This window comes from Streptomyces sp. NPDC085596 (assembly GCF_044541565.1).
Taxonomy (GTDB): domain Bacteria; phylum Actinomycetota; class Actinomycetes; order Streptomycetales; family Streptomycetaceae; genus Streptomyces.
This window is the reverse complement of record NZ_JBITTC010000010.1, coordinates 24368-38941: the sequence shown is the minus strand read 5'-3', so window position 1 is coordinate 38941 and position 14574 is coordinate 24368. Positions and strand designations below refer to the sequence as shown.

At 72.6% G+C, this 14574-nt stretch carries 16 protein-coding genes; 8 read left to right on the top strand and 8 right to left on the bottom strand.

Features of this window, described 5'->3' with window-relative positions:
* The first annotated feature begins 175 nt into the window (after positions 1-175).
* Positions 176-613, top strand: coding sequence for a hypothetical protein (locus ACIGA3_RS25725; protein ID WP_010353923.1), 438 nt, complete (start codon positions 176-178; stop codon positions 611-613).
* Here the strand turns inward: ACIGA3_RS25725 and ACIGA3_RS25720 are convergent.
* A complete protein-coding gene (locus ACIGA3_RS25720) occupies positions 558-1064 on the bottom strand; it encodes a TetR family transcriptional regulator C-terminal domain-containing protein (RefSeq protein WP_399720006.1) in 507 nt (168 codons plus the stop codon). The genes ACIGA3_RS25725 and ACIGA3_RS25720 overlap by 56 nt on opposite strands.
* Before the next feature lie 29 nt (positions 1065-1093).
* Complete coding sequence (locus tag ACIGA3_RS25715) at positions 1094-2353, bottom strand: hypothetical protein (RefSeq protein ID WP_399720004.1); 1260 nt, start codon at positions 2351-2353, stop codon at positions 1094-1096.
* 181 nt (positions 2354-2534) lie between these two features.
* Between ACIGA3_RS25715 and ACIGA3_RS25710 the strand changes: the two genes are divergently transcribed.
* Together ACIGA3_RS25710 and ACIGA3_RS25705 are read left to right on the top strand one after the other, a co-directional pair.
* Positions 2535-3017: a hypothetical protein gene (locus tag ACIGA3_RS25710; protein WP_399720001.1), complete on the top strand. Its 483-nt coding sequence runs from the start codon at positions 2535-2537 to the stop codon at positions 3015-3017.
* Between the two features lie 198 nt (positions 3018-3215).
* Positions 3216-3515, top strand: a complete 300-nt coding sequence (locus ACIGA3_RS25705) for a hypothetical protein (RefSeq protein WP_399719999.1) — start codon at positions 3216-3218, stop codon at positions 3513-3515.
* Here ACIGA3_RS25705 and ACIGA3_RS25700 read toward each other — a convergent pair.
* The 4 genes from ACIGA3_RS25700 to ACIGA3_RS25685 all read right to left on the bottom strand — a co-directional run bounded on the left by ACIGA3_RS25700 (position 3512) and on the right by ACIGA3_RS25685 (position 6764).
* Positions 3512-4942 carry an ATP-binding protein gene (locus tag ACIGA3_RS25700; protein ID WP_399719997.1) on the bottom strand — a complete coding sequence of 477 codons (1431 nt, stop codon included), beginning with the start codon at positions 4940-4942 and terminating at the stop codon, positions 3512-3514. The two genes, ACIGA3_RS25705 and ACIGA3_RS25700, sit on opposite strands and share 4 nt — an antisense overlap.
* A complete protein-coding gene (locus ACIGA3_RS25695; protein ID WP_399719994.1) occupies positions 4942-5658 on the bottom strand; it encodes a response regulator transcription factor in 717 nt (238 codons plus the stop codon). Before ACIGA3_RS25695 ends, ACIGA3_RS25700 begins: the two co-directional genes overlap by 1 nt.
* Before the next feature lie 94 nt (positions 5659-5752).
* Positions 5753-6247 carry a MarR family winged helix-turn-helix transcriptional regulator gene (locus ACIGA3_RS25690; protein WP_399719992.1) on the bottom strand — a complete coding sequence of 165 codons (495 nt, stop codon included), beginning with the start codon at positions 6245-6247 and terminating at the stop codon, positions 5753-5755.
* A gap of 43 nt (positions 6248-6290) precedes the next feature.
* The gene (locus ACIGA3_RS25685) at positions 6291-6764 is read right to left on the bottom strand and encodes a hypothetical protein (protein ID WP_399719990.1); all 474 of its coding nucleotides are present in this window, start codon (positions 6762-6764) and stop codon (positions 6291-6293) included.
* 126 nt (positions 6765-6890) lie between these two features.
* On the opposite strand from ACIGA3_RS25685, the gene ACIGA3_RS25680 reads away from it, so the two are divergent.
* Positions 6891-7229, top strand: coding sequence for a YnfA family protein (locus ACIGA3_RS25680; RefSeq protein ID WP_135783581.1), 339 nt, complete (start codon positions 6891-6893; stop codon positions 7227-7229).
* Between the two features lie 53 nt (positions 7230-7282).
* Positions 7283-8056: an SDR family NAD(P)-dependent oxidoreductase gene (locus ACIGA3_RS25675; RefSeq protein WP_399719986.1), complete on the top strand. Its 774-nt coding sequence runs from the start codon at positions 7283-7285 to the stop codon at positions 8054-8056.
* Positions 8057-8062: 6 nt separating this feature from the next.
* On the opposite strand, the gene ACIGA3_RS25670 is transcribed toward ACIGA3_RS25675, so the two are convergent.
* A complete protein-coding gene (locus ACIGA3_RS25670; protein WP_399719984.1) occupies positions 8063-9256 on the bottom strand; it encodes an RtcB family protein in 1194 nt (397 codons plus the stop codon).
* Between the two features lie 264 nt (positions 9257-9520).
* Between ACIGA3_RS25670 and ACIGA3_RS25665 the strand changes: the two genes are divergently transcribed.
* The 3 genes from ACIGA3_RS25665 to ACIGA3_RS25655 all read left to right on the top strand — a co-directional run bounded on the left by ACIGA3_RS25665 (position 9521) and on the right by ACIGA3_RS25655 (position 12711).
* Entirely contained in the window at positions 9521-10363 is an 843-nt protein-coding gene (locus ACIGA3_RS25665) for a DUF3558 domain-containing protein (RefSeq protein ID WP_399719982.1), read from the top strand.
* 126 nt (positions 10364-10489) lie between these two features.
* Positions 10490-11383 (top strand): DUF3558 domain-containing protein, encoded by an 894-nt coding sequence (locus ACIGA3_RS25660; RefSeq protein WP_399719979.1) that lies wholly within the window; start codon positions 10490-10492, stop codon positions 11381-11383.
* 98 nt (positions 11384-11481) lie between these two features.
* A complete protein-coding gene (locus ACIGA3_RS25655; protein WP_399719977.1) occupies positions 11482-12711 on the top strand; it encodes a DUF2637 domain-containing protein in 1230 nt (409 codons plus the stop codon).
* Positions 12712-12778: 67 nt separating this feature from the next.
* Here the strand turns inward: ACIGA3_RS25655 and lysS are convergent, their stop codons facing one another.
* Positions 12779-14521, bottom strand: a complete 1743-nt coding sequence (lysS, locus tag ACIGA3_RS25650) for a lysine--tRNA ligase (RefSeq protein ID WP_399719974.1) — start codon at positions 14519-14521, stop codon at positions 12779-12781.
* Between the last annotated feature and the right edge of the window lie 53 nt (positions 14522-14574).

Genomic DNA, 14574 nt, shown 5'->3' with positions numbered 1-14574 from the left:
AACACGTCAGGCCGACGCACGTCAGGCACCGGGTCCACCGAGTGAGCCCGAGCGGGGCGACCGGCGGCTCGACCGGCAGCTGGACCTCCCGGACCACGGTCCGGACCTGTCGGCCGACCTCTCGTCCGACGGCAAGGCCGCCCGCCTCGGGGCGGGGAGCAGAAATGGTGGTCGGGTGGGGGTGACGTACAAATACTTCGGTGCGCCGGACGGCGCGACCGCGGCCCGCGTCCCCATCTCGATGCGTCCCGAGGAACTCGGCGGCGACGAGCTGGGCATGAACGGCATGTTCACCAAGATCAAGCCGGAGACGATGGCCGCGATGGTGCTGACCGGCATCGAGGGCGTGCCCCTGCACAAGGTGCCGCCGCTCGAACTGGTCGTCCTGCACCCCGACTACGCGGTCGTCAAGCTCCCCATGACCGTGGTGGACCCCCTCCGTGACATCGGCGAGGAAGCGGTGGGCGCGGCAGCCTTCATCTGGTCCACGGTCCCGGACCGCGGCGGCCCCCGCGACGCCTTCAACGTCTACCAACTCCTGCACGAGTGGCAGGACTTCAGCCACCGCCTGCACGAGGCGGGGCACCAGCCCTACTGCCTCGTCTGGCCTTGAGCCGACACCGCCGGCTCGACCAGGGCCCGGCGGCCGGGATCACCCGTGCCCCCACCTCCGCCGCCGCCGCGAGTCCGGGGTAGGTCGCCCCGGCGGACGCCTCCACGTTCAGGCCCTCGGCCGTGGCGACGACGCAGCGGGAGAGGGCCGCGCAGTCCGTGGCCGGGGGGAGGTCGCCGTCGGTGACGGCCTGGGTCAGGCGGTCGTGCAGGGCCTGGCGGGTGCGGGCGCGGCTGGTGGCGAGGAGTTCGACGATCTCGGAGTCCTCCGCACCGCAGGCGAGGCCGCCCTGCACGGTCAGGCAGCCCGCGGGGCGGCCGGGGAGGGTGGCGGCCTCGGCGGTTCCGGTCAGGAACCTCAGCTCCGCCCGCCATCTGGCCGCGCGCGGAGCACAGGTGACCGTCGTCGGCCGGGAGGCCGAGCGCGGCGCCGCCGTCGTACGGCGGATCATCGACGCCGGGGGCACCGCCGTCTGACGGCTCAGCTCGCCCCGTCCGCCCCGAGAAAGTCCACCACCGCCAGCGCGAACAGCAGTGCCAGCGCCAGCCCGAGTACGACCCACCCCGTGGGATGCGGCCACAGGACGTACGCGACGACCGCCCCCGCCACCAGCAGCCAGCCGAGCCAGACGCGGTGGCGGTGGATGAAGGGACCCACCGGGCCGGTGCGCAGGCCGAGGCGGTCGGTCTGGGACCGGGCCGCGGTGATGCCCGCGTGCCAGATCTGGCGGACCGCGCGGGCGTGGCGGCCGGGGCCGGTGAGCCAGGCGGCCAGGGCGAGGACGACACCGAGGGCGATGACCGCCCGTACCGCCGTGCGCAGGAAGCGGGTCAGGGTGTCGTAGACGGCGCCGGCGGCGGGCTGGGACACCCCGGAGGGCAGCGCGTCGAGGTAGAAGGCGCGGAAGACGGTGAGGCCCAGGCCGAGGAGCAGGGCGGTGACGGCGAAGCCGAGCGCGGCCGCGACCAGCGCGCGGCGGCGGCGTACGGCGAGCAGCACCCCGCCCGCCAGGAGCAGCGCGGCGACGACGGGCAGCCAGACCCCGGCCAGTTGCAGCAGCCGGAAGTACGACTGGAGGTCGGCGACCTTCTCGGTGCGCAGGACCGTGAAGTCGGTGTGCACGTCCGGGATCTTCGCGGCGGCCTTCAGCCCGGAGTCCTCCAGCCGGGACTTGACCTGTTCGATGACGGGTGCCAGGTCGACGGTGACCGCGTCGCCCTCGATCCGCACCGCTCCCCCGCCGCTGCCGGTCAGCGCCTTGTCCACGGTGGTGTGGAGCCGCCGGTTGGCGTCGGTCCAGAACCGGGCGAAGGTCTCGGAGGCGACGACCTCGCGCGCCTTGTCCCGTACGAAGCCGGACACCGCGTCGTCGAGCGAGCCCCCGAGCGCGCCGAGGGCCTTCTCCAGCCGGGGGCGGTCGGCGGGGGCTGCTTCCTTCAGCAGGTCGGACAGGTCGAGGTACTGCATCAGGGCGCCGGTGATCCGGTCGGCGGCGGCGTCCTGGACGGCCGGGTCGCCGGCGAGGGGCGCGACGGTGGCGACGTAGCGGTCGGTGTCGTCCGCCAGGTCGGCCGTCCAGGTGGCGACCAGGGCCAGCGGGGCGAGCAGACACCCGAGGACGATCAGCACGAAGGCGCACACCGAGCGCGTCCGGTGCCGTACGGGCGCCGGGCGGTCCTCCAGCGCGTCGACCCGCTCCCGCAGCCGGGCCAGCTCGTCGCCCGGCTCCCGCTCCGCCATGCCGGTCCACCTCCGCCTTCGCCCTGTGTGCCGTAGAAGCAGCAGATCCCGCGCCCGGCGCCCGCGCGAGCGACGGTGGGCCGTTCAGGTGTCCACCCCCCACTCCCGCCCCACCCGGCGTGCGGAGGCGGGTGACCGCGCCTTCACTGGAGGGCAGCGGAGCCGAATTCAGGAGGCTGGCATGGCTGGGTGCGGGACACGGCGGGCGGCGGGTACGGCCCTGGTGATGGCGCTCGGGGTCGCGGTGACCGGCTGCTCGGACGGCTCCAGCCCGTCCGGCCAGGCCAGCAAGGCCGCCTCGGCCGCCTCCTCCCTCGCCTCGCGCGCCTCCGGCACGGTGGCCTCGGCCACGGCGGAGGCCAAGCGGAAGCTGGACAAGGTCAAGGGCGGGGTGAACGCCAAGAAGGACGTTTCGGTGGGAAAGGTCACCACCGGCAAGGACGGCGTACCCGCGACCGAGGTGTCCGCGAAGAACACCACCGGCGACGGGAAGTCCTTCGTCGTCCAGGTCAACTTCCGCGACGCCAAGGGCGACCTGGAGGACACGGTGGTCGTGAACGTCGACGACGTGGCGGCGGGCGCCACCGGCCGGGCCACCGCCCGCAGCCACCGCAAGCTGACCGGCGACATACGGGTGGACGTGGGGACGGCGCTGCGGCACTGACCCGTCGGCCATGATGGAGGGGGCCGCCCGCGCGGCCTCGCTCGCCAGTCCGGACGCCAGAGCCGTCGCCCGGAGCGGCCGGCCGTCGTTGTCCACACCCAGGGAGCAACCGCACGGCAATCACGCCCGCACCGGGCCGACCCTACGTATCGTAGGTTTTCAACCGCCCCCAGCCACAAGCCAGTTCATCGGGGAGACATGCACCAGACACGATCCGAGACCGAACCGGCGGGGACCGCGTCGACGCCGGTCGTCGATGCGCGCGACCTCACTCCTACGCTGACGCTGCTCTTCGTCAGCCTCGCCATCGCGGCCGTCGGGGTCTACGAACTGTGCGGCTTCGGACTGCACAGCCTCGACCAGCGCCCGCATCTGTTCAGCGACGGCCTGACCACCGGCGGGGTGATCGTCGCCGTGGTGGCGGCCGGAGCGGCGGTCGGCAACCTGGCCTGGACCCTCTCGGCGGCCCGCAGAGGCCCCGAGGACGAGCGCTCCTAGGCCGAGTCCCCCACGACTCCCCCGCCCACCGTGAACCCGATCACCGCGCCCCCGCCCTCCCTGCGGTAGGCGAACGGGGCGCCGCCGTGGGACATGGCGATCTCCCGGACGATGGACAGGCCCAGCCCCGAGCCGGGCTGGGAGCGGGCGTCGGCGGCCCGGTAGAAGCGGTCGAAGACGCGCAGCAGGTCGCCCTCGGCGATACCGGGCCCCCGGTCCAGCACCTCCACCCGGACCGTGCCCGCCCGCGCCGCACCGGCGACCCGGACCTCGATGGGCGCGGTGCCCTCCCGGTCGAACTTGGCCGCGTTCTCCACCAGGTTCGACAACGCCCGCTGGAGCAGCCCAGGACGGCCCTCCGCGTACGTGTCCCCGCTCACCGTGAGCACGATCTCCCGGCCGGTACGGCGCCCGGCCAGCCCCACCACGTCCTCCGCGATGTCCGCGAGGTCCACCCGCTGCGGCGGCTCCGAGTCCGACTGCCCGGCGGCCAGGTCCACCAGCTCGTTGACCAGGTCGGTCAGCTCCCGCGCCTCCAGCGTGAGGTCCGCCACCAGGTCCTCCCGCGTCGCCGGCGGCAGCTCGTCGATCCGGCGCAGCAGCGAGATGTTCGTACGCAGCGAGGTCAGCGGAGTACGCAGCTCGTGCCCCGCGTCCTGCACCAGCCGTCGCTGGTCCTCCTCGGACTGGGCGAGCCGGCCCAGCATCCGGTCGAAGGCGCGGCCCAGGCGCCCCACCTCGTCCGGCCCCGTCACCGGCACCTGGATGCCCAGGCGGCGGGTGCGGGCCACGCCCTCGGCGGCGGAGGTCAGCAGCACCAGGCGCCGGGTGATCCGGCGGGCCAGCCACCAGCCGAACAGCCCGGCACCGACCACCACGGCCGCCATCAGGATCAGCGTGCGCTGCTGGAGGGTGCGCAGCAGGTCCTCGGTGTCGCTGAACTCCTGCGCCACCTGCACCGCGCCCGCACCCCGGCCCAGCGAGACGGTGGTGACCCGGAACAGGTCCTCCCCGACCCGTACGTCCTTGTGCTCGGCCAGCTTCCCCGCGCTCCGCGCCCCGGCCACCTCCCGGTCGCGGGCGGTGACGGGCAGGCCGGGGCTGCCGTGGTCCACGACCTCCCCGCGCGCCCCGAGCACCTGCACATCGGTACGGGCGGGCCGCACCAGGTCATGCCCGGGCCGGGCGGAGGAGAAGTCGTCCGGGGTCATCGCGTGCTGCCGCACCTCGGCCCGCACATCCCGCACGACCTGCGTGAACACCGACTGCTGGTCGACCCGGACCAGCCGCGCGGCCGAGCCGTACGACAGGATGCCGACCAGGATCGTGACGGCGGCGGTGACGGCCGCGAACGACACCGCGAACGTGGTGCGCAGCGAGCGCAGCCCGGTCCGGGACCCGCCCGGCACCCGCCAGGTACGGCCCACTACTCCTCCCGCAGCACGTATCCCACACCGCGCACGGTGTGGATGAGCTGCGGGGCGCCGGGCGCGTCCAGCTTGCGGCGCAGATAGCCGACGTAGACGGCCAGGTTCTTCGAGCCGGGGCCGAAGTCGTAGCCCCAGATGCGGTCGTAGATGGTGGCGTGGTCGAGCACGATGCCCGCGTTGCGCACCAGCAGCTCCAGCAGCTCGAACTCGGTGCGGGTCAGCTCCAGTTCGCGGCCGGCGCGCCAGGCACGGCGGGCCTGGAGGTCCATACGGATGCCCGCGCCCTCGATCTGCCGGTCGGAGAGCCGGCCCTCACGGGCCGGGCCGGGCTCGCCCGCGGGCGCCGGGGTGGTGCGGCGCAGCAGGGCCCGCAGCCGGGCGAAGACCTCCTCGACGTCGAAGGGCTTGACCACGTAGTCGTCGGCGCCCGCGTCCAGGCCGGCGATCCGGTCGGCGGTCTCCACCAGCGCGGTGAGCATCAGGATGGGGGTGCGGTCGCCCTCGGCGCGCAGTACCCGGCAGACCTGGAGGCCGTCGATGCCGGGCATCATCACGTCCAGCAGCAGCACGTCCGGCGGGGTGCGGTGGGCCTGCGCCAGCGCCTCGACGCCGTCGGCGACCGCCGTCACCGCGTAGCCCTCCAGGGTCAGGGCCCGCTCCAGGGCATGGCGGATGGCGCGGTCGTCTTCGGCGAGGAGCACAGTGTGGGGCACGCCCCCAGTCTGCCAAGGGCGGCGGCGCTCCGGCCGGGGCCCAGGGGCCCGCGGCGCCCTTTTTACCCGGCTCTCACCGGCACCGACCGCGCGCTCACGCCTCCCCTTCGGCGTCCCGGCCCTCGCGCAGCAGGGCGATCCGCTCGCCGGTGAACGCGACCGTCCGCTCCATGTGCCCGATGATCACGGCGAGTTCGGTGTCGTCCAGCTCGCCGAAGATGCGCGACCAGTCGCCGGACAGCTCCTCCCAGGCATGCCGGAACTCGGCGATCTTCTCCGGCACGGGGACGACCAGCACCCGCCGCCGGTCGCCCGCGTCCCGGCGCCGAACGACGTACCCGGCCCGCTCCAGCCGGTCCACCAGCCGGGTCGCGGAGCCGGTGGTGAGCCCGGTCAGCGCGGCGACATGGCCGGTGGTGACGGGCTCGGGCTCCAGCGTGAGCAGGTTCAGGCACTGGAGGTCGGTGGGGTGCAGTCCGATGCGGTCGGCCACGGCCTGGTTGAACAGGGCGTAGGAGGCGATGTAGCGGCGGGACACCGCGTCCAGCTCCGCCAGCAGCCTGGGCCGCGCGCTGTCGTTCCCGGCCATGCCGTCCTCCTCGCGTCCGGGTGGCGCCGCGATCGTACGCGGATCAGAACGAGTACTCGTCGCCGGTGGGCAGGACGAGCACCCGCAGCCGGTCGTTGGTGCGGTCGGGGTCGGCGACCCCGCCGTTCCAGGCGGTGTCCACCTCCAGGGTCACCTCCGGGGCGGGCACGCGCAGCCGGACGGCCAGCCGGATCTGCGCGCCCGCCTCGCCCGCCGCGAGCGCGCCGGTGCCGCAGACGACCGTCCGCTCACCGGTGCGCGCACAGCCCTGGGGCAGGGTCACCGCCCCGGCGGGCGGCACCGACCAGCGCACCCGCACGCTCGCCTCCGGCACGGCGGCCGGGCCGTGGTCCCGCGGGGTGAGCCGGACCTCCAGCCGGTCGCCCTCGATTACCGCGTAGCCGTGGAAGGCCAGGTCGGCGCGGGGTGCCGGGGCCGCCTGAGCCGGCCCCCCGGCCCCCAGGACCGCGCCCACGCATCCGCCCAGCAGCAGCCACGTCCTCGTCCGCACACCCATGCAGCTCACCACTCCGCCTTCGTCACCGATCCCGAGTGCCGGACCGCCCTCCCGATGTATGCCACGCGAGCCGGACGGCAGGCGCCCTCCAACAGGTGAACGCGGGGCCCGTGCCAGGCTTCCGCCATGCTGATCGTGCGTTCCGCCGCCCTGTTCGTCGTCGCCGCCCTCTTCGAGATCGGCGGCGCCTGGCTGGTGTGGCAGGGCGTGCGCGAGCACCGGGGCTGGCTGTGGATGACCGGCGGGGTGCTGGCGCTGGGCGCGTACGGCTTCGTCGCCACCTTCCAGCCGGACGCCCACTTCGGGCGCATCCTCGCCGCGTACGGCGGCATCTTCGTGGCCGGGTCGATCCTGTGGGGCGTGGTCGCGGACGGCTACCGCCCCGACCGCTTCGACATCACCGGCGCCCTGATCTGCCTGGCCGGCATGGCCGTGATCATGTGGGCCCCGAGGAACGGCGGCTGAGGCTCGCCTAGGCTGGACGCGACTCAGCACCCGCCTTCTTCCTGGAGCAGCCCATGGCCAGCGCCCCCTCCGCCGCGTCCCGTATCGCCGTCGTCACGGGCGCGAGCAGCGGCATCGGCGCGGCCACCGCACGGCAGCTCGCGGCGGCCGGGTACCGGGTGGTGCTCACCGCCCGCCGCGCCGACCGTATCGAGGCGCTGGCGAAGGAGCTGACCGAGGCGGGCCACTCGGCCACCGCCTACCCGCTGGACGTGACGGACCGGGCGGCCGTGGACGAGTTCGCCGGCGCCTTCCGCACCATCGGCGTGCTGGTCAACAACGCGGGCGGCGCGCTCGGCGCGGACCCGGTGGCCACCGCCGACCCGGACCACTGGCGCACGATGTACGAGACGAACGTCCTCGGCACCCTCAACCTCACCCAGGCCCTGCTGCCCAAGCTGGAGGCGAGCGGCGACGGCACGGTGGTCGTCGTCTCCTCCACCGCCGGGCTCTCCACCTACGAGGGCGGCGCGGGCTATGTCGCCGCCAAGCACGCCGAGCACGTCCTCGCCGAGACCCTCCGCCTGGAGATCGTCGGCAAGCCGGTGCGGGTCCTGGAGATCGCCCCCGGCATGGTCAAGACCGAGGAGTTCGCCCTGACCCGCTTCGACGGCGACACGGACAGGGCGGCCAAGGTCTACGAGGGAGTCGCCGCCCCCCTCACCGCCGACGACGTCGCCGAGTCCATCACCTGGGCGGTGACCCGCCCGAGCCACGTCAACATCGACCTCATGGTCCTCCGCCCCCGAGCCCAGGCCAGCAACACCAAGGTCCACCGGGAGCTGTGAGGTCCCTCAGCCCTTCACGCAGACGAACTGCTTGAGCTTGGCGACCACTTCGACCAGGTCGCGCTGCTGCTCCATCACCTGGTCGATGTTCTTGTAGGCGCCGGGGATCTCGTCCACCACACCGGAGTCCTTGCGGCACTCCACGCCCCGGGTCTGCTCCTCCAGGTCCCGTGTGCTGAACCGGCGCTTGGCGGCGCTACGGCTCATGCGCCGGCCGGCGCCATGCGAGGCGGAGTTGAAGGCGGCGCTGTTGCCGAGCCCCTTCACGATGTACGAACTCGTCCCCATCGAACCGGGGATGATGCCGTACTCACCGGCGCCCGCGCGGATCGCGCCCTTACGGGTCACCAGCAGGTCCATGCCGTCGTACCGCTCCTCCGCCACGTAGTTGTGGTGGCAGGAGATCTCCGGCTCGAAGACCGGCTTGGCCTTCTTGAACTCCTTGCGGACGACGTCCTTCAGGAGCGCCATCATCAGGGTGCGGTTGTACTTGGCGTACTCCTGCGCCCAGAACAGATCGTTGCGGTAGGCCGCCATCTGCGGGGTGTCCGCGACGAAGACGGCGAGGTCGCGGTCGACCAGGCCCTGGTTGTGCGGGAGTTTCTGCGCGACGCCGATGTGGTGCTCGGCCAGTTCCTTGCCGATGTTCCGGGAGCCGGAGTGCAGGGTGAGCCAGACCGCACCCTCAGAATCGAGCAAGAGCTCGATGTAATGGTTGCCGCCCCCCAGCGTCCCCATCTGCAGAGCCGCCCGGTCCCGCCGGAAACGCACCGGCTGGGCGACCGAGTCGAAGCGGGCCCAGAAGGTGTCCCAGCCGGACGTCGGGAGGGCGTGGAAGCGGGCGGGGTCGAGGGCGTCGGTGTGCATGCCGCGGCCGACCGGGATCGCCTCCTCGATGCGGGAGCGCAGGCGGGTCAGGTCACCCGGGAGGTCGTTCGCCGTCAGGGACGTCTTCACCGCGGACATCCCGCAGCCGATGTCGACCCCCACCGCGGCCGGGCAGACCGCGTCGCGCATGGCGATGACGGAGCCGACCGTGGCGCCCTTGCCGTAGTGCACGTCCGGCATCACGGCCAGGCCCTTGATCCAGGGCAGGGTGGCCACGTTCTGGAGCTGGCGCAGCGCGCCCTCCTCGACCGTGGCGGGGTCGGTCCACATCCGCACCGGGACGCGGGCGCCCGGTATCTCCACATACGACATCGCTGACTCAATCCCCCAGAAACGACAGAACAATTGATACGCCGGAAAAGGTTCATTGTTCACGGAAGTCACCCGAACCGGCAGAACGCAAAAGCGGCGCCAGGGCCGGTGAAATGGGACAGGGGACCGGCGACCACGGCGGTGCGTGCGATACACATTGTGTCCAGCAGGCGCCCCGCCGCGGCAAGCGATTAACCAGCGGGGACACTGGAGCATCGACCGGGCACCGCCGTCGGGTCGCACACCGTCCTAAGGAGCCCGACCGTGCAGCGGAAGGCGTACATCACCGGCACCGCCGCCCTCCTCGCGGCCCTGCTGGCAGGGTGCAGTTCGGGCTCCGGCGGCGGCACCCCGACCGATGACGCCAACCCCGGCGACGCGGCCTCCACCCCGCTCGCCGCCCAGCCCGGCCGGTACCGCACCCTGCCCGAGCCCTGCGGCGCCGTCGGCCACGACACCCTCGGCACCATGCTCCCGGGCATCCAGCAGCTCACCGACCCCGACCAGCGCGACAAGGCGTACCGGGGCGTGCCCGCGCTGACCTACGACACCGACCGCAAGGTGGGCTGCCGTTGGAAGGTCGAGTCCACCCTCGCCACCGACCGCCTCTCGGTCGACTTCGAGCGCGTGGTGTCGTACGACAACGCGGTCAGCGACGACGCGCAGGCGCAGAAGCTGTTCCAGGGCATGGCCAAGGCCGCCGACCTCCCCGCGCCCTCGCTCTCCGCGCCCGCCTCCCCCAGCACCAGCACCAGCACCAGCCCGAGCGGCAGCCCCTCCCCGTCCGCCGACCCCTCGGGCAGCCCCTCCGCCGACGCCTCCACGGACCCGGCGACGGGCGGCTCCGGCAGTGCCGCGCCCACCGACCTCCAGCCCCGCGTGCTGCCCGACCTCGGTGACGAGGCGTACCTGGACGACCAGCTCGGCTCCTCCGGTTCGACCGCCGAACCCCGGACGGTGACTGTGGTGTTCCGCACGTCCAACGTCGTCGTCACCATCGACTACGAGGAGCAGCCGATGGCTGTCGGCGCGGTCCCGGACAGCAAGGAATTGCAGGACAGGGCCCGCGATCTGGCCTCTCAACTGGCCGACAAGCTGGATGGCTGACGCCCCCTCGCCCGCCTCCGGACCCCGCCGGCCGGGCGCTCGAACGGCGACCGCGTGCCGCGCGTACCGCGTACGGTGGCCCCGCAGGAACCCGCATGAACACCGAGCGTCACGAGTGAAGGAACCATGCAGCGAGCAGCCCAGCGAGACGACCGTGCCCAGCGTGGACCGCGTGCCACGCGTCTGAGCCGTGCCCTGGTGTGCGCGGCAGCCGTTCCCGCGGTACTGATCACCGCGGCCTGTTCCTCGGACTCCGGCGACGCCCCGGGCAAGGCGGGCGCCTCCGCGAAGCCGTCCGCCGGCGGCGACTCCAAGCAGCCTTCGGCGAGCGCCTCCCCGACCGTGCAGGCGGCCGCGTTCCGCGAGCTGCCCCAGCCGTGCGGGGTGCTGTCGAAGAAGACGCTGGGTGATCTGGTGCCCGAGGCGGGCAAGTCGGGCAAGAAGGGCTCCAGCGACGACGCCACGAGCCGTTCCTCCTGCTCCTGGACCAGCCTGGACAACAACGGCGTCAAGGGCTCGCAGTTCCGCTGGCTGAACGTCTCCCTGCTGCGCTTCGACTCCGACACCTCCCGCGGCAGCGGCAACGACCAGGCGCACGCGTACTACACGCGCCAGGTCGGCGACGCCAAGGGCGCCTCGGGCGCGAAGAACGTCAAGACGGAGGCCCTCGGCGGCACCGGCGACGAGGCCACCGCGGTGCGCTACGACCTGAAGAAGAAGGAAGGCGCCTTCAAGCAGCAGACGGTGGTCGCACGCGTCGAGAACGTCGTGGTCACCCTCGACTACAACGGTGCCGGTCTCGCGGGCGAGAAGACCCCGGACGCGGACGACCTCGGCACGGACGCGAAGAAGGCCGCCAAGGAGGTGGTCACGGCCGTGGCCAGTGCCAACGGCCGTAAGACGGAGGGCACTTCACCGGCTTCCCCGTCCACCGCCCCCTCCAGGAGCGCGTCCAAGGGCGCCTCCAAGTCCCCTGCCCCCAAGGGCTCGACGTCGAGTTCCGCCCCCAAGAAGGACTGACCGACACCACGTTCGGCGCACACCTGTGCCACTCTGTTGCGCGCAACAACACGCAAGGGAGGGGAGTACGAGTGGCCGCGCCAATGCAGCTGACTCGGATGCACCGCGTTCTGATCGGTGTGGTCGTCGCCGGCGCGCTGGTCATCGCCGGTATCGGCTTCGCCGGTTCGTACGCGGCCGTCCGGGAACTGGCCATCCAGAAGGGCTTCGGGAACTTCTCGTACGTGTTCCCGGTCGGCATCGACGCGGGCATCTGCGTACTGCTCGCGCTCGACCTGCTGCTGACCTGGATGCGCATCCCCTTCCCGATGCTGCGTCAGACGGCGTGGCTGCTCACGGCCGCGACGATCGCCTTCAACGGCGCCGCCGCCTGGCCGGACCCGCTGGGCACGGGCATGCACGCGGTGATCCCGATCCTGTTCGTCGTCTCCGTCGAGGCGGCCCGGCACGCGGTCGGCCGGATCGCGGACATCACCGCCGACAAGCACATGGAGGGCGTCCGCCTCACCCGCTGGGTGCTCTCCCCGCTGCCCACGTTCCTGCTGTGGCGGCGGATGAAGCTGTGGGAGCTGCGCTCCTACGAGCAGGTCATCAAACTGGAGCAGGAACGTCTCGTCTACCAGGCCCGCCTGCGCTCCCGCTTCGGCCGCGCCTGGCGCCGCAAGGCCCCGGTGGAGTCCCTGATGCCGCTGCGCCTGGCCCGCTACGGCGTCCCGCTCGCGGAGACCGCCCCGGCGGGCCTCGCGGCGGCGGGCATCGAGCCGATACTGCTGCCCCCGGTGCCCGAACTCCCCCAGCCGGCCACCGCCGCGCTCCAGGCCGCGCCCGCTCCGGCTCCGGCCCAGGCCGCTCCGGCGCGGCCGGCCCACGCCGAACAGCCGCCGCCGGAGGCCGAGGACGAGAACAGCCCGTGGTTCCAGACGCCCCCGCGTGACGTCGACTACCACGGCGGCTACGACCCGGCCTTCGACCCCGGCCCGGACCCCCAGTACTTCCCCGAGGAGCAGTACGGGGACTGGTACGAGGAGCAGCCCCCGGAGCAGTTCCAGCAGCCCTCCCCGGAGGAGACCGGCAGCTTCCCGATCCCCGTCGGCCCGCACCGCACCCGCGAACTGGGCGAGGGCGGCGGACCCGCCGAGCCGGACGAGGAGGACCTGTACCAGGTCTTCCGGCAGTCGATAGACGGCAGTTACCCGACGCCCCTGGTGCTCGGCGACAACATCGAGGCCACCTACGGCAGGACGCCGGACCCCGGCATGCTCAAGGTTCTGGTGGAGCGCTTCCAGCAGCGCCACATGGCGGAAATGGAAGAGGACCACATCGCCTGACCCCGCGCACACGCGAAGAGGGGGCGCCCGGTGCAACACCGGGCGCCCCCTCTTCACATGTCCGGGCCTACTCCCCGAGCAGGGTCCGCACCCGCTCCTGACCGACCGCCAGCAGCAGCGTGGGCAGGCGCGGGCCGGTGTCCCGGCCGACCAGCAGGTGGTACAGCAGGGCGAAGAAGGTCCGCTGGGCCGTCTTGATCTCCGGCGGCAGCTCCTTGGGCGTGGCGTCGGCGGAGAAGCCGGCCCGCACCTTCGGCACGCCGTACACGAGGTGGGTCAGGCCGTCGAGCGACCAGTTGTCCGCGAGCCCGTCGGCCAGCAGGCGCAGGGATGCGCGGGCCTCGTCGTCCAGCGACTTCAGCAGCTCGGCGTCCGGCTCCTCGCGCACGATGGTGCGCTGGTCGGCGGGGACGTAGGTGTTGATCCACGCCTCGGCCTTGTCGTACCGGGGGCGCGCGTCGGCGAGGTCGGTGATCGGGTTCGCCGGGTCCAGCTCGGACAGGATGCGCAGCGCCTGGTCCTGGTGGCCGGCGGTGATGTCCGCGACCGAGGCCAGCGTGCGGTACGGCAGCGGGTGCGCGGTCTTCGGCAGCTCACCGGCGGCCGTGCCGACCGCGCGGGTGTACGCGGCCACGTCACCGGGGAGCGCGGAGCCCTCCTCGACCTTGCCGGCGAGCTTGTCCCACTCGTCGTAGAGCCGCTGGATCTCCTGGTCGAAGGCGATCTTGAAGGACTGGTTGGGGCGGCGGCGGGCGTACAGCCAGCGCAGCAGCTGCGGCTCCATGATCTTCAGCGCGTCGGCCGGGGTGGGCACCCCACCGCGCGAGGACGACATCTTGGCCATGCCGGAGATGCCGACGAAGGCGTACATCGGGCCGATGGGCTGCTCGCCCTCGAAGATCCCGACGATCTGGCCGCCGACCTGGAAGGAGGAGCCCGGCGAGGAGTGGTCGACGCCGGAGGGCTCGAAGATCACGCCCTCGTAGGCCCAGCGCATCGGCCAGTCGACCTTCCAGACCAGCTTGCCCCGGTTGAACTCGCTCAGCTTGACCGTCTCGCCGAAGCCACAGGCGGTGCAGGTGTAGGCCAGCTCGGTGGAGTCGTCGTCGTAGGAGGTGACGGTGGTCAGGTCCTTCCCGCACTCGCCGCAGTACGGCTTGTACGGGAAGTACCCGGCGGAGCCGGAGCTGCCGTCGTCCTCGGCGGCCGCGCCGGAACCCTCCTCGGCCTCCAGCTCGGCCTCGTCGACCGCCTTCTGCTGCGGCTTCTTGCCGGGGGCCTTCTTGGTGCGGTACTGGCCGAGGATCGCGTCGATGTCACCGCGGTGCCTCATCGCGTGCAGGATCTGCTCGCGGTAGACGCCCGAGGTGTACTGGGCGGTCTGGCTGATCCCGTCGAACTCCACACCCAGCTCGGCGAGCGCCTCGACCATGGCGGCCTTGAAGTGCTCGGCCCAGTTCGGGTACGCGGAGCCCGCCGGGGCCGGGACCGAGGTCAGCGGCTTGCCGATGTGCTCGGCCCAGGACTCGTCGACGCCCGCGATCCCGGCCGGGACCTTGCGGTAGCGGTCGTAGTCGTCCCAGGAGATCAGGTGCCGGACCTGGTGTCCGCGCCGCCGGATCTCGTCGGCGACGAGGTGCGGGGTCATGACCTCGCGCAGATTGCCGAGGTGGATCGGGCCGGACGGGGAGAGCCCCGAGGCGACGACGACCGGTTTGCCCGGAGCCCGACGCTCCGACTCCTGGATGACGTCATCCGCGAAACGGGAGACCCAGTCGGTGGTCTCGGGGCTCTGAGCCACGATCGGCACGTCCTTCGGTTCGGAGTGTTGTTGGTCCGGCGGTCGCTCGTCCGCCAGCCTCC

Excerpts from the sequence above, each read along its gene's own strand:
- ACIGA3_RS25680 (WP_135783581.1), top strand. The coding sequence starts at position 6,891 with ATGCTGATCGTGCGTTCCGCCGCCCTGTTCGTCGTCGCCGCCCTCTTC.
- ACIGA3_RS25670 (WP_399719984.1), bottom strand. The coding sequence starts at position 9,256 with ATGTCGTATGTGGAGATACCGGGCGCCCGCGTCCCGGTGCGGATGTGG.
- ACIGA3_RS25660 (WP_399719979.1), top strand. The coding sequence starts at position 10,490 with ATGCAGCGAGCAGCCCAGCGAGACGACCGTGCCCAGCGTGGACCGCGT.
- ACIGA3_RS25715 (WP_399720004.1), bottom strand. The coding sequence starts at position 2,353 with ATGGCGGAGCGGGAGCCGGGCGACGAGCTGGCCCGGCTGCGGGAGCGG.
- ACIGA3_RS25675 (WP_399719986.1), top strand. The coding sequence starts at position 7,283 with ATGGCCAGCGCCCCCTCCGCCGCGTCCCGTATCGCCGTCGTCACGGGC.
- ACIGA3_RS25690 (WP_399719992.1), bottom strand. The coding sequence starts at position 6,247 with ATGGCCGGGAACGACAGCGCGCGGCCCAGGCTGCTGGCGGAGCTGGAC.
- ACIGA3_RS25685 (WP_399719990.1), bottom strand. The coding sequence starts at position 6,764 with ATGGGTGTGCGGACGAGGACGTGGCTGCTGCTGGGCGGATGCGTGGGC.
- ACIGA3_RS25655 (WP_399719977.1), top strand. The coding sequence starts at position 11,482 with ATGCACCGCGTTCTGATCGGTGTGGTCGTCGCCGGCGCGCTGGTCATC.
- ACIGA3_RS25720 (WP_399720006.1), bottom strand. The coding sequence starts at position 1,064 with ATGATCCGCCGTACGACGGCGGCGCCGCGCTCGGCCTCCCGGCCGACG.
- ACIGA3_RS25705 (WP_399719999.1), top strand. The coding sequence starts at position 3,216 with ATGCACCAGACACGATCCGAGACCGAACCGGCGGGGACCGCGTCGACG.
- ACIGA3_RS25710 (WP_399720001.1), top strand. The coding sequence starts at position 2,535 with ATGGCTGGGTGCGGGACACGGCGGGCGGCGGGTACGGCCCTGGTGATG.